Below are 12,795 nucleotides of genomic sequence, written 5' to 3'. Positions count from 1 at the left end.
CTGGGCGTCTACGGTTCCCGCCGTAGGCGCCCTTCCGTTTTTCTGCGATGCGTACGGTGATCTTGTTGACGTCGTAGGCTTGGACAAGCCGTCGATTTGGCGCTTTTGAGCGCCTCATGCGCGTTGAACCGCGGGATTCGTGCTGACCGCGTGGCTGCCGGCCACAAGGTCGGAGAAACGCCGTGGCGTGGCGGACGAGAGGCAATGCGCTCGGGACTCGGTAAGGTGCTGCCGGACTGCACCACCTCCTCCTCTTGGCGGGGCGGGCCCAGCGGACGGGCTCAGCGGGGCCCGCGACGAGAGGCCAGGTGATCTGCAGATACGCCCAGCAACTCCATGATGACGGAGCGCAAAGGTGTTGCCAAGTGGCAATTGCCAAACTAAGGTTGCCGGGGGGCATTTGCCATCTGGCAGGTCGCTACGTAGCTGATTCTGGGGGTGACGGCTGTGTCCAGCGATCCTGGGCCCATGGTGCGTCGCCGCCAGCTCGGCGCCGCGCTGCGTCAACTCCGATCGAACGCCCGAATGACGATCAAAGAGGTCGCGGAGGAGCTGCAGGTCCATCCGGCGAAGATCAGCAGGCTTGAAAAAGCTCAGCGGAATATATCCGTGCCGGATGTCCTGGCGTTGCTGAACCTCTACGGGGTTACCGAGTCGATTACCCAAGAAAGACTCGTGAAACTCGCTCGAGAGAATCGGCAGTCCGCTTGGTGGGACAGATTCGATCTCAGTCCACCTCTGGAAAAGTACATCGGGCTGGAGGGCTCAGCCAACAAAATCAGCGACTACCAGCTGCTTGTGCCCGGTCTGCTGCAGACCAGGAGATATACCGCCGCTGTTCTCGACGCGTTCTCAAAGTTCGATCGCCTGCAGAAAGAGGAGGCGATCGATTTGCGTTCGATGCGGCAGGAGATGTTGAATCCGGACACCGTCCTCGACGTGGTCATGGATGAAACAGCTGTACGGCGAGTAGTCGGGGGGCGAGATGTGATGAAGGAGCAGATGGAGCACCTGATTCAGGTCGCCGCCTCAGCGGACTCGTTTTGCGATGTCCGCATTCAGATCGTCCCGTTCACCGGCGGGGCCCACCCAGGAATCATGTCCGGCTTCACAGTGCTGCAATTTGACGGTGCCGCGAGCGATAGCTCCGGGCTGTCCGACGTCGTCTATATCGAGGGAATATCTGACCCGGTCTACCTCGAGCGACCAGAGGATGTTTCGGAATACCTGACAACGTTCGACGCCCTACGCGGCCGAGCTTTGAGCAAAGCGGACACCATTCGCCTCTTGCGATCCGTCCATCAAGAACTTGCATAGACTGTGGCCCTCAGTCGAAGGAACCAATGCACACCATGGAAGATGTTCCACTGTCCGGTCTCGATTGGCAAAAATCGTCCTACTGCGGCAACACAACCTGTGTCGAGGTGGCTTTTTCGCCAGCTTTTGTAGCTATTCGGGACTCGAAGAATGTTGAGCAGCCTGCCCTAATTTTGTCGTACCAGGAGTGGGCGGCGCTCAAGGCCGGGATAAACGCCGGCGAGTTCGATCTGCTGAACCAGTAGGCGAGTACGGGATACGCGCGAAGGGGGCCGAGGGGTGGCGGCCCCCCTCTCGTGCTGGTGCGCTCGCATTACCCCGGACGGACCGATCCTGCGACTCGCCGGAGGGCGCCGCTGCCCTCCGCCATCACCGCTCCGCCAAACCCTAGTTTGTCGGACCTTTACCTGGCGGTCGGGTGGGCGGGGCTGATTGTGTGGGGTGATCGCGGTAGCCTCGGGGCGTGACGGCGGTCGATCTTGTGTTGCGGAAATTTGACGGGCGGCCGCATCGGCAAGTTACCGGGCGGCTGCTTGGTGAGGACTCGTATGGGACCTGGATCGCCACGCCGCGGGGGAGCGTCGTCAGCTATCACTACGGCAGCCGGTCGACGGGGCTGACCCGGGCCGATGCCGTCCGGCTGATCCCGGCTGAGGGCTGGTGGATGGCCATGTGCCTGGCCGAGCCGGACGCCCGCGACATGTACTGCGACGTCACCACGCCGGCCGAGTGGACCGGGCCGGGGGAGCTGACCGTCGTCGATCTGGACATCGACCTGGTGCGGTACCGCGCCGACGGGCGGGTCGAGGTGGAGGACGAGGACGAGTTCGAGGAGCACCGGGTGTCGCTCGGCTACCCCGACGCGATCGTCGAGGGGGCCCTGCGCGGGGCCGCCGAACTGCGGGCGGCGCTCAGCGGCGAGGATGAGCCGTTCGCCGAGCACTACCGCAAGTGGCTCGCGCTGGTGTGACGGGCGCCGACCGGCGGCCGCCACGGGCCGCCGGCCGGCGAACGCGGTGATCAGGAAGAGGGCGGCGGTGCCGCCGGGACGGGTGGGCCGGCCGGGGCCGGCGTGGCCGGGGCGGGAGCGTCGGCCGAGGTGGCGGCCGGGGCCGGGGTGACCGGGGCCGGGGTGGCGGCCGGGGCCCGGGTGACCGGGGCGGGAGTGGCCGGGGCCGGCGGCCAGGGCTGGCCCGGCTGTAGCTCCCCGAGGCGTTCCAGGCGGGAGCGGATGCCGCCGGCGCTGCGGCCGAACTCGGCCGACAGGTCGCGCAGGCGTGCGCCCTCGCGATAGCGGCCGACCAGACGGTCGTCGTCGGCCGGTGACCAGCGGGCGCCCTGGTTGGGGTGGCGGCCCCTGCGCTCGGGCGGGGGATCGGCCCGGGCCGAGAGCGGGGGATCGGTCATTGCGATCAGGCCGGACAGGGTCGAGGTGAGCACGTCGGTGAGGCCGACCAGGTCGGCGGGGGCGAGGCCGCCGCTGATCTCGCTGAGCACCTGGCCGTCGCCGTCGCTCGAGACGATGCACAGATCGATCCGGTGATCGTCGGTCGGGAACGCGGTGACCTGGTAATCCGTCTCGCCGATCATGAGACGGCGGTCGAGGGTGATGGGCGCTGTGCGGAGCGTGGTGTCATTCATGGGGGGAACCATAGGGTTGCCCTCTGACAGTTTTCCGGGCCTCGCGCCGGGCAACCCACTCGCACCCGGGAGAACCTTCAAGCGGGCCGGTCCGGGGGCCGATTCGTCAGGGTGCCTGCGGGAGATCCCGCTGGTGGGCGGGCGGCGATCGGTGTCCCCTCGGCGATCGCGGCCCGCCCGGCGAGCCGCGACGGGAGGGCCGTGGGCGTGGAGCTGCACGTCGGCGCGGACGCCGAGAAGACCGTGGTCTCGGCGTCCCGGCTGAGGACCCGGACCGGGCGCGCCCGCCGGCATCGCACCGGCAGCCTGATCGAGTCCCGGCCGCTCCTGCCGAGCGGCCGCCGCCGCGAGGTCCGGGTGACCTTCCTCGCCCGGCTCAGCCTGCCGCTGCTGCTCGGCGGCGCGCTGCTGTTCGCCGCCGGGGTGCCGGGCTGGCTGCTGGCGCTGGCGATCGCGGGCGTGGCCGGGTCGGTCGGCTGGATCGACCGTCGGCGCGCCCAGCCGGGAGTCTTCGCGATCCCGCGCGAGCCGGACGCCCGCGTCCTGCGTACCCGGGAGGAACGCGCCGCGTTCGCCCGGGCCGTCGCGATGTCGCACCGGGTGCGGCGGACCTGGCCCGAGCTGCCCGGCATGATCGATCCGGTGCTGGCCGACCGCGCGCTGACCCATGCCCTGGACGACCTGGCCACGGTGCTGGTCCGGCGGCAGGAGATCCGCCGGCTGCGAGCCGGGCTCGATGGCGTACGCCACGAGCAGGTCCCCGCCGGCAGCCGCGCCGTGCTCGCCCTCACCGAGCAGCGCGAGCGCGCCGAACAGCTCTGGCTGGAGTCCGCCGGGCAGGCCAACCGGATCCTGCGCGCGATCGACGAGGCCGCGCTGGCCGGCGAGACCTTCCTGCAGGAGCGCCGGATCGGCGCCACCGCCCGGCAGGCCGAGCTGGCGCTGGCCCGGCTGGGCACCGGCGCGCCCCCGGCCGAGACCGGGCCCGACCTGGCCGACCGTACGGCGGCCGTGCTCTCCGCGTACCGCGAATTGACCGACCGGGAATCATTGTTGCCATGACGGCAACGGACGACGTGCTGCGCGAGGTCGGGCCCCGGCTGCGGGCGCTGCGCCGCAAGTCGGGGAGCACGCTCGCGGCGCTGGCCGAGACCACCGGCATCTCGGTCAGCACGCTCTCCCGGCTCGAGTCGGGTCAGCGCAAGGCCACGCTCGAGCTGCTGCTCCCGCTGGCCCAGGCGTACCGGGTGCCGCTGGACGAACTGGTCGGCGCGCCGCCGACCGGCGATCCGCGGGTGCATCCCCGGCCGATCACCGCGCACGGGCAGTTGATCCTGCCGCTGAGCCGCAACCCGGGCGGCGCGCAGGCGTTCAAGCACATCATCGCGGCCGGCGAGCGGCAGGAGCCGGAGCCGAAGACGCACGAGGGCTACGAGTGGCTGTACGTGCTCAGCGGCAAGCTGCGGCTGGTCCTGGGCGAGCACGATCTGGTGCTGCCGCCGGGCGAGGCGGCCGAGTTCGACACCCGGGTGCCGCACTGGTTCGGCAGCGCCGGCGGCGGCCCGGTCGAGTTCCTCAGCATCTTCGACCGCCAGGGCGCTCGGATCCATGTGCGGGCCCGGCCGAAGAGTCCGTAATTCAGCCCTTTGTGCGACTCGACCAGCACCGGGAATGCAACTACGTTGACGGCAACATGTGTGTCCCCGCCCGGTGGTCGCTGCCGGCCGGGCCGCCGTCAGGCCGCCCGGCGAGCGGTCGACAGCTGACGGGGGACGGTCACCCGCGGCTCGCGAGTCGTGCCGAGGGCGTCGACCAGCAGCGCCTGTACCGGGACGGGGTCGGGCAGCCGCCATTGTGTCCGTTCGGGCGGGACGGCCCAGCGCACCGGGCCCTCCAGCGTCCGGCTGGGTGCGGCCGGGATCCACGAGCCGCGGCCGTGCCGTACCACGTCCAGCCGGTGATCCAGTTCGGAGCGCAGCGGTTCGCCGGGGTTCACCAGGAACATCCAGCGCCCGGCCACGGTCATCGCGACCGGGCCGGGTGCGTCCGCCCGCCCGGCGCCGAGCGGCCCGCCGGGCGGCCGTGCGGCGCCGAGGACGCGCAGGCCGAGCGCTGCCGGCACCTCCAGCGCGTCGAACTTCCAGCCGGTCGCCAGCAGCACGCTGTACGGCCGGCGCCGCCACCACTCGGCCACCTGGCCGGGATCGGTCGTCGCCGAGTCCTCCCAGGACTCCAGCGCCGGGTGGCAGGTCATGATCGGGCAGCCCGGCCGGCCGCAGGTGAACCGCTGGCCGGCCAGGCACGCCCCGGGCGTCACGGCCCAGCCGTGCGCCGCGTAGCGCAGGGCGTGCCGGCGAAGCCGTACCCGGTGGAGCCGGTCGGCGAGCGGCGGTGGGACGAACGGCCGGTTGGCGGTCCACTGCATGGCTCGATAACCCCCGATCTGGGTGGAGAGGCGGCCATAACAGCCACCGCAGCCGTATCCAAGCGCGACACGCGTCGTTGGGTCCGGCAGATCCGCCCTTTGCAAGTTGCAACGAAAACTACGAGCATCGGTGAGCAGGCGATCACACACGCTGTGCGACGTGCGCGGACGTGGGTGGTCCAGACTGCAGATGACACAAGGGCTCGCCGGCGGGGGTCGCCGGGCGAGTCGGGGGAGGCACCGTGGACGAGCTGCCGATCGGCCGCCGCGTCGCCTACTGGCGCGGCCGACGCAAGATGTCCCAGCAGGTCTTCGCTGATCGACTGGGGAAATCCAAGAGCTGGGTCGACAAGGTGGAGCGGGGGGTCCGCCGCCTCGACAAGTTCTCCGTCGTCTACGAGATCGCCGACGTCCTCCAGGTCGATGTCCAGTTGCTGCTGGGCAAGGACGTGGAGCGCCGGCCCGAGGCACAGAACTGCATCGACCAGGTAGAGGTCGAGGAGATTCGCGCGGCTCTGGAGCGCTACGACCAGATGAGCGCGTTCTTCCAGGCGGTGCCGCACTCGCCGCCATTGACGGAGATGCGCAAAGCGGTCAGCCACGCGTGGCTGACCTATCAGCATGCCAAGTACGGCGTGCTGGCCCGGACGCTGCCCAAGTTGCTGCGCGACGCGCAGGCGGCGGACAGCGCGCACGCCAGCACCGCGGAGGCGCCGGCCGCGGCGCACCTACTCGGGCAGGTGTACCAGATCGCGTCGTCGGCGCTGCGCAAGGTCGGCGAGCACGAGCTGAGCTGGCTCGCCGCCGACCGCTCGATCGCGGTGTCCCAGCGGGCCGGCGACCAGCTGCTGGCCGGGCTGGCCAGCTACCGGGTCGGCAGCGCGCTGCTGGCGCTCGGCCGGGTGCGGCCCGCGCTCGAGGTCAATGTCAACATCGCCAACCGGCTCGCGCCGTGCCGCGACTCCACCGGCGGGGACCGGCTGTCGGTGTACGGGATGCTGCTGCTGAACGGCGCCATGGCGGCGGCCCGGATCGGTGACAACGCCACCGTGCGTGACCTGCTGTGCGGCGCTGAGCAGGCCGCGCTCGAGCTCGGCGGCGACTACAACCACTACTGGACCAGCTTCGGCCCGACCAATGTGCAGCTGCACCGCTGCGCGACGGCGGTCGAGCTCGGCGACGGCCGTACCGCGGTGGAGACCCACGAGACGATGGACCTGGTGGGCTTCAACGCGCTGCTGCCCGAGCGGCGGGCGCACCACTACCTGGACATCGCCCGCGGCTACACGCAGATCGGCAATATCGACAAGGCGAGCGAGATGCTGCTCGAGGGCGATCGGCTCGCCCCGTCCGAGATCCGCTGCCGCCCGCTCGCCCACGAGGTTCTTTCCGACGTGCTCCGCCGTACGCGTGGCACGCCGCCGGCTCCGATCGCGGAGCTGGCCGAGCAGATGGGAGTCGGCGTATGAGGGGAGTCGCGGAACTCCGGCCGGCACAGGGGTGGGTTCGCCTGTGATGACCGGTAACCCGTCGCCCGGCGTGCTCTACATTCTGGTCTGCGGTTCGCCGATCGCCAGAGACGTCGGGATCCTGGTTGGCCTGGCCCAGCAGGAAGGCTGGGAAGTCTGCGTGATCACCACGCCGGACGGCCGCAAGTTCGTCGACGTGGCGGCGCTGCAGCAGCAGACCGGACATCCGGTGCGTACCTACTACAAGAGTCCCGGCGACCCGGACGTGCTGCCCGAGCCGGACGCGATGATCGTCGCGCCGGCCACGGTCAACACCGTCAACAAGTGGGCCGCCGGGATCACCGACACGCTCGTCCTCGGGCTGTTGGTGGAGGGATACGGGTACGGCGTACCGACCGCGGTCGTCCCGTACACCAACAAGGTCATGGCTTTGCATCCCAGCCTGCACGAGAGCCTGGCGAAACTCCGGGACTGGGGTGTGCACGTGCTGTACGGCGAGGACGTGTGCCGGCTCGGCGGCCCGGGGCAGACCGACCGCTTCCGCGGACAGTTCCCGTGGCGGCGTGCCCTGCAGGCGGTCAGCAATCCGGTCACGATGAGCAGCCGAGTCGAGCCGGACACAGTTCCGTAGGCAGATAGAGTTGTCGGCCGTGACCGACAACGCCGCACCACCCACCGTCCTGGACGTGGCCGACGCGCTCGACCGGCGGTACCCCCGGGACTGGGCGGAAGCCTGGGACCGGGTGGGTCTGGTGCTCGGCGATCTCGCCCACCCCGTCGCCCGCGTGCTGTGCGTCGTCGACTGCGTGCCCGAGACGGTCGACCAGGCGCTCGACCTCGGCGCCGACCTGATCGTGGCGCATCATCCGCTGTTGCTGCGGCCGGTGTCGTCGATCGCCCCCGACACGTACAAGGGCCGGATCATCCACCGGCTGATCCGCGGCGACGTCGCCCTGTACGCGGCACACACCAACGCCGACGTGGCCAACCCGGGCGTCTCCGACGCGCTCGCCCGCCGGCTCGAGCTGGTCGACCTGCGCCCGCTGGTCCCGGCGACCGGCGCGGCGGCGGGGGAGGGCCGCGGCACCGGCCGGATCGGCGAGCTGCCCGAGCCGATGGATCTCGCCGAGCTGACCGGCTTCGTCGCGGTGCGGCTGCCGGGGACCGCGGCGGGCATCCGCGCGGCCGGCGACCCGGCCCGGACGATCCGCACCCTGGCGGTCTGCGGCGGCGCCGGCGACTCGTTCCTCGGCGACGCCAAGAACGCGGGCGTCGACGCGTACCTCTGCGCTGATCTTCGCCACCATCCCGCCAGCGAGCATCTCGCCGAGGGCGGCCCCGCACTGCTCGATGTCGCCCATTGGGCGACGGAGCGCCCGTGGCTCGACGAGGTCGCCGAATGGCTCCGCGAAGAGTTCGGTTTCGAGGTCATGGTGTCCGATATGGACACCGACCCCTGGACGGTCCATGCTTTCAGTTCCTCGGAGAAGGAGACCCAGCCGTGAAGGCCTCCCCGGAAGCCCAGCGCCGCCTGCTCGACCTGCAGGCCGTCGACACCGCCCTCGCCCAGCTCGCGCACCGGCGCAAGTCCCTGCCCGAGCTCGCCGAGATCGACACCGTCGCCCGGGAGCTCAGCGCGCTGGAGGACGAGCGGGTCCGCGCCCAGGTCGCGGTCGACGACCTGGACCGCGACATCAGCCGGTTCGAGAAGGACATCGAGCAGGTACGCCAGCGTAAGGAGCGGGACCAGAAACGGCTCGACTCCGGCGGCGCGCTGCGCGAGATCGAGGGCCTGCAGCACGAGCTGGCGACGCTCAACCGGCGGCAGTCCGAGCTGGAGGACGCCGAGCTCGAGCTGATGGAGCAGCGGGAGTCGGCCGAGTCGACGCTGAACGAGGTGCGTGGCCGGCTCGCCGAGGCGTCGTCGCGGCGCGAGGCCGCCGAGCGCCGGCGGGACGAGGCGATGGCCGACATCGCCAAGGAGGAGGAGTTCAAGACCTCCAGCCGCGGTCCGCTCGCCGCCGACCTGCCGGCCGACCTGGTCGCGCTGTACGACAAGATCCGGCTGGAGTCGGGGCTGGGCGCGGCGCTGTTCCGGTCGGGGCGCTGCGGCGGGTGCCGCATCGAGCTGTACGGCGCGGACCTCGCCCGGGTGAAGGCGGCGGCGGCCGACGACGTGGTCCGGTGCGAGGAGTGCCGGCGGATCATGGTGCGTACCGCGGAGTCCGGGCTGTGAGAGTCGCGGTCGAGGCCGACGGCGGGTCCCGGGGCAATCCGGGGCCGGCCGGGTACGGCGCGGTGGTCCGTACCCACCCGACCGGGGAGATCCTGTTGGAGCGGTACGGGTCGCTCGGCGTCACCACCAACAACGTCGCCGAGTATTCCGGCCTGATCGAGGGGCTCTCCGCGGCGGCCGAGCTGGGCGCCACCGAGGTCGACGTCCGGATGGACTCCAAGCTGGTCATCGAGCAGATGTCCGGCCGCTGGCAGATCAAGAACCCGGGCCTGCGCCCGCTCGCCGCCAAGGCGGCGGAACTGGTGAGCCGCTTCGAGCGGGTGTCCTTCGAGTGGATCCCGCGGGAGCGGAACAAGGCGGCCGACGCGCTGGCCAACCGGGCGATGGACGAGGCGCAGGGCAAGCTGGTGTCGACTGCCCCGATCGAGGACCACCTGCCGGCCCCGCAGGGGCCCGGGTTCTCCGCGCCGTCCGGAGGACCAGGCGCCGGTAGCAGCACAGCCCCGAGCTCCTGGGCGCCGCCCTCGTCGACCGACGAGGCGACCCGGTTCATCCTGGTCCGGCACGGCGAGACGGCGCTGACCAAGCAGGGCCGCTACTCGGGGCGCGGCGACGTGCCGCTCTCCGACGAGGGCCAGGCCCAGGCGATGGCGGCCGGCGGCCGGGTCGCGGGCATCTCCCGGGACGTGACCGCGGTGCTGTCGTCGCCGCTGGCCCGCTGCGTACGGACCGCGGAGCTGGTCGCGGCCGAGGTCGGCGGCGTGCCGGTCACGGTGGTGGACGACCTGATCGAGTGCGACTTCGGCGCGTGGGAGGGGCTGACCTTCGCCGAGGTGCAGGCCGGCTGGCCGGAGGAGATGGCGGCCTGGCTGGCGTCGACCGCGGTGGCGCCGCCGGGCGGCGAGTCGTTCGAAACCGTGGCGAAGCGGACGCGGACGGCGATGGCGACGGCGGTCAACGCGTACGCCGGTGGGGTCGTGGTGATCGTCTCGCACGTCTCCCCGATCAAGCTGATCCTCCGCGACGCGCTCGCGGCGTCGGACGCCTTTCTGCACCGTTTGTTCCTGGACGCGGCCGGGGTGTCGACGATGGACGTGTGGCCGGACGGGGGTATCGCGGTCCGCTCGGTCAACGAGACGGCCCACCTGCGGTAGTAACCCGTTGCGGATGAGGCCGGATCGACCGATCTGGAGTGCACTGAGGGGAAACGTGCCGCCGCCGGTCGGTGGCTCTCCCGGAAGGGCGCTCACGTGTTCAACAACAACGGGTCATTTCTGCTGGCGACGCTGGAGTTCTTCCTGTTCTTCGCCTGGTTCATGTGCCTGTTCTGGATCTTCGGGGACCTCTTCCGCAGCAGGGATCTCGGCGGGTGGGCCAAGACCCTCTGGACCCTGTTCCTGATCATCCTGCCGCTGCTGGGCATGCTGGTGTACCTGATCGTCCGCGGCGGCGGCATGACCGAGCGGGCCGAGGCGGCCGCGGTCGACGCCCAGAAGCGCCAGGACGCCTACATCCGGCAGGTGGCCGGCTCGACGGCCGGCACCGCGGAGGCGCGCAGCGCGACCGACGAGATCGCGCAGGCGAAGTCGCTGCTTGACTCGGGCGCGATCACTCAGGCCGAGTACGAGCGGCTCAAGGCCACCGCCCTGGGGCGCAGCGCCACCCCGGCCGCCGCCTGACCGGTCAGCCCAGGCCGTCTCAGCGCAGGGTGTCTCAGCGCAGGGCGTCGGCGATCGCGTCGCGGATGGCGGACTCGGGCGGCAGGTCACGCCCCTGGGCCTCCGCCATCCGCCGCAGCGAGGTCATCGGCACGCCGTCCAGGCTGCACGCCGTGAACCGTTCGTAGACCGAGAGGTCGGGGTCGACATTCAGCGCGAAGCCGTGGCTGGTGACGCCGCCGCGGATGCGCATGCCGATCGAGACGAGCTTGGCGTGCTCGGGCGTCCACACGCCGACCAGGCTGGCCGCGCCCTGGGGAGTGTCCCGGCGCACCGCCGGAAAGCCCAGCTCGGCCAGCGCTTTCAAAAGACCGAGTAGGGCACCTCGCCCAGATCCACCCGCTCCACCCGGCCCAGCCTACTGTGGGGTGGTGTTCCGCCTGCCCTCGCCGCTGCAGCCGCTCGACGACGAACGGCTGGCCGGCCTCCGGGTGTTCCTGAAGCGGGACGACCTGATCCATCCGGACTTCCCTGGCAACAAGTGGCGCAAGCTCAAGTACAACCTGCCGCCACCCGGCTCCACCCTCGTCACCTTCGGCGGCGCCTATTCCAGCCACCTCCGGGCGACCGCGGCTGCCGGGCGACATTTCGGATTCAACACCATTGCGCTCGTACGGGGTGAGGAGCGCCACCCGCTCAACCCGGTGCTCGCGGCGGCGGTCGCCGACGGCATGTCGCTCGCGTACCTCGACCGGGCCGCGTACCGCCGCAAGGCCGTCCCGCCCGAGTTCAGCGACTTCCCGCTCCTCCCCGAGGGCGGAGCCAACGACGAGGGCCGCCGCGGCTGCGCCGAACTGGTCGACGAGATCGACGAGCCGTTCGACGTGATCTGCTGCTCGGTCGGCACCGGCACCACGCTGGCCGGCATCGCCAGCCGCCTGAAACCGGGCCAGCGGGCGGTCGGCTACGCGGCCATCAAGGGCCACCGCCCGCACCCGGACATCGAGCCCGATTTTCACTTCGGCGGCTACGCCCGGCGTACGCCCGTGTTGGATGCCTTTGTCGACGACTTCCGCGAGCGCCACGGCATCACGCTCGACTGGGTCTACGAGGCCAAGATGATGTACGGCGTCATCGCCCAGGCCGACCGCTTCCCGCCGGGCACCACACTGATCGTGGTGATCGCATAGAGCCTGTCCTGCCGGTCACGTGGGAGCGAGGCGAGGTCCAGGTGGTGGCTGGCGTCGGCCGCGAAGCGGTCGCGACCCGGTGTTGGATGTGGCCGTTTCGCGGACGCCGTCAGGCGCCGCCTGGGCCACGCCGCAGCCCCGCGTGACCGGCAGGACAGGCCCTATCCTGGCGCGATGAGGATCGTCGTCGCCGAGGACCTGACGCTGCTGCGCGACGGGCTGATCCGGATGCTCGAGGCGTACGGCTTCGAGGTGGTCGCCGCCGTCGACAACGGGCCCGAGTTGCAGCGCGCCCTGATCGAGCGGCGCCCGGACGTGGCCGTCGTCGACGTACGCCTGCCGCCCACCCACACCGACGAGGGGCTGCGGGCCGCGCTGGCCGCCCGCGCCGAGATCCCCGGTCTGCCCGTGCTGGTCCTGTCCCAGTACGTCGAGCGGCTCTACGCCCGCGAACTGCTCGCCGACGGCAACGGCGGGATCGGCTACCTGCTCAAGGACCGCGTCTCGGACGTCGGCGAGTTCGTCGAGAACGTCCGGCGGGTCGCGGCCGGCGGCACCGCGCTCGACCCGACCGTGGTCGCCAAGCTGCTGCACAACCACCACGAGCTCGACCGGCTCACCCCGCGCGAGCGGGAGGTGCTCGGCCACATGGCGCAGGGCCGCTCCAACGCGGCGATCGGCGCCGCCCTCTTCATCACCGAGAAGGCGGTCGCGAAGCACACCAACAACATCTTCGCGAAGCTCGACCTGCAGGCCTCCGACGACGACAACCGCCGGGTCCTGGCGGTGCTGCGCTACCTCGACCGATAGGGGTACTACTACCACCACGAGACGGGATCCAGTCTCCTCGATCGGAATG

General features: G+C 70.8%; 16 protein-coding genes. 13 read left to right on the top strand and 3 right to left on the bottom strand.

Annotation, left to right across the window (positions count from 1 at the left end):
* Positions 1-468: 468 nt before the first annotated feature.
* The 3 genes from IH26_RS0147070 to IH26_RS0147065 all read left to right on the top strand — a co-directional run bounded on the left by IH26_RS0147070 (position 469) and on the right by IH26_RS0147065 (position 2,287).
* The gene (locus tag IH26_RS0147070; RefSeq protein ID WP_084599768.1) at positions 469-1,317 is read left to right on the top strand and encodes a helix-turn-helix domain-containing protein; all 849 of its coding nucleotides are present in this window, start codon (positions 469-471) and stop codon (positions 1,315-1,317) included.
* A 26-nt stretch (positions 1,318-1,343) separates the two neighbouring features.
* On the top strand, positions 1,344-1,562 hold the full coding sequence (locus tag IH26_RS59015; protein ID WP_245666007.1) for a DUF397 domain-containing protein: 219 nt from the start codon (positions 1,344-1,346) through the stop codon (positions 1,560-1,562).
* A 218-nt stretch (positions 1,563-1,780) separates the two neighbouring features.
* Complete coding sequence (locus IH26_RS0147065) at positions 1,781-2,287, top strand: ribonuclease FAU-1 family protein (RefSeq protein ID WP_030442838.1); 507 nt, start codon at positions 1,781-1,783, stop codon at positions 2,285-2,287.
* A gap of 50 nt (positions 2,288-2,337) precedes the next feature.
* On the opposite strand, the gene IH26_RS0147060 is transcribed toward IH26_RS0147065, so the two are convergent.
* On the bottom strand, positions 2,338-2,958 hold the full coding sequence (locus tag IH26_RS0147060; RefSeq protein ID WP_211268892.1) for a hypothetical protein: 621 nt from the start codon (positions 2,956-2,958) through the stop codon (positions 2,338-2,340).
* A gap of 207 nt (positions 2,959-3,165) precedes the next feature.
* On the opposite strand from IH26_RS0147060, the gene IH26_RS0147055 reads away from it, so the two are divergent.
* Together IH26_RS0147055 and IH26_RS0147050 are read left to right on the top strand one after the other, a co-directional pair.
* Complete coding sequence (locus tag IH26_RS0147055; RefSeq protein ID WP_245666006.1) at positions 3,166-4,020, top strand: hypothetical protein; 855 nt, start codon at positions 3,166-3,168, stop codon at positions 4,018-4,020.
* The gene (locus IH26_RS0147050; RefSeq protein ID WP_030442835.1) at positions 4,017-4,595 is read left to right on the top strand and encodes a helix-turn-helix domain-containing protein; all 579 of its coding nucleotides are present in this window, start codon (positions 4,017-4,019) and stop codon (positions 4,593-4,595) included. The genes IH26_RS0147055 and IH26_RS0147050 overlap by 4 nt, the downstream gene beginning before the upstream one ends.
* Positions 4,596-4,693: 98 nt before the next feature.
* Here the strand turns inward: IH26_RS0147050 and IH26_RS0147045 are convergent, their stop codons facing one another.
* A complete protein-coding gene (locus IH26_RS0147045; protein WP_030442834.1) occupies positions 4,694-5,383 on the bottom strand; it encodes a bifunctional DNA primase/polymerase in 690 nt (229 codons plus the stop codon).
* Positions 5,384-5,625: 242 nt separating this feature from the next.
* Between IH26_RS0147045 and IH26_RS0147040 the strand changes: the two genes are divergently transcribed.
* From IH26_RS0147040 to IH26_RS0147015, 6 genes are all read left to right on the top strand, one after another.
* Positions 5,626-6,852, top strand: coding sequence for a helix-turn-helix domain-containing protein (locus tag IH26_RS0147040; RefSeq protein ID WP_030442833.1), 1,227 nt, complete (start codon positions 5,626-5,628; stop codon positions 6,850-6,852).
* 46 nt (positions 6,853-6,898) lie between these two features.
* On the top strand, positions 6,899-7,483 hold the full coding sequence (locus IH26_RS0147035; RefSeq protein ID WP_030442832.1) for a flavoprotein: 585 nt from the start codon (positions 6,899-6,901) through the stop codon (positions 7,481-7,483).
* A 19-nt stretch (positions 7,484-7,502) separates the two neighbouring features.
* Positions 7,503-8,357, top strand: a complete 855-nt coding sequence (locus IH26_RS0147030; RefSeq protein WP_030442831.1) for a Nif3-like dinuclear metal center hexameric protein — start codon at positions 7,503-7,505, stop codon at positions 8,355-8,357.
* Complete coding sequence (locus tag IH26_RS0147025; RefSeq protein WP_030442830.1) at positions 8,354-9,088, top strand: zinc ribbon domain-containing protein; 735 nt, start codon at positions 8,354-8,356, stop codon at positions 9,086-9,088. Before IH26_RS0147030 ends, IH26_RS0147025 begins: the two co-directional genes overlap by 4 nt.
* On the top strand, positions 9,085-10,242 hold the full coding sequence (locus IH26_RS0147020; protein WP_030442829.1) for a bifunctional RNase H/acid phosphatase: 1,158 nt from the start codon (positions 9,085-9,087) through the stop codon (positions 10,240-10,242). Before IH26_RS0147025 ends, IH26_RS0147020 begins: the two co-directional genes overlap by 4 nt.
* Before the next feature lie 96 nt (positions 10,243-10,338).
* Complete coding sequence (locus tag IH26_RS0147015; protein ID WP_030442828.1) at positions 10,339-10,767, top strand: SHOCT domain-containing protein; 429 nt, start codon at positions 10,339-10,341, stop codon at positions 10,765-10,767.
* Between the two features lie 34 nt (positions 10,768-10,801).
* Here the strand turns inward: IH26_RS0147015 and IH26_RS60665 are convergent, their stop codons facing one another.
* A complete protein-coding gene (locus tag IH26_RS60665) occupies positions 10,802-11,113 on the bottom strand; it encodes a lipoyl protein ligase domain-containing protein (protein WP_211268891.1) in 312 nt (103 codons plus the stop codon).
* A gap of 64 nt (positions 11,114-11,177) precedes the next feature.
* Here IH26_RS60665 and IH26_RS0147005 point away from each other — a divergent pair, with 64 nt between their 5' ends.
* Both IH26_RS0147005 and IH26_RS0147000 read left to right on the top strand, forming a co-directional pair.
* Positions 11,178-11,936: a 1-aminocyclopropane-1-carboxylate deaminase/D-cysteine desulfhydrase gene (locus tag IH26_RS0147005; protein WP_245666005.1), complete on the top strand. Its 759-nt coding sequence runs from the start codon at positions 11,178-11,180 to the stop codon at positions 11,934-11,936.
* 174 nt (positions 11,937-12,110) lie between these two features.
* Positions 12,111-12,746 carry a LuxR C-terminal-related transcriptional regulator gene (locus IH26_RS0147000; RefSeq protein ID WP_030442825.1) on the top strand — a complete coding sequence of 212 codons (636 nt, stop codon included), beginning with the start codon at positions 12,111-12,113 and terminating at the stop codon, positions 12,744-12,746.
* Positions 12,747-12,795 lie beyond the last annotated feature (49 nt).

Source organism: Actinoplanes subtropicus (assembly GCF_000721705.1).
GTDB classification, from domain to species: domain Bacteria; phylum Actinomycetota; class Actinomycetes; order Mycobacteriales; family Micromonosporaceae; genus Actinoplanes; species Actinoplanes subtropicus.
This window is presented reverse-complemented; position numbering and strand designations above follow the sequence as displayed.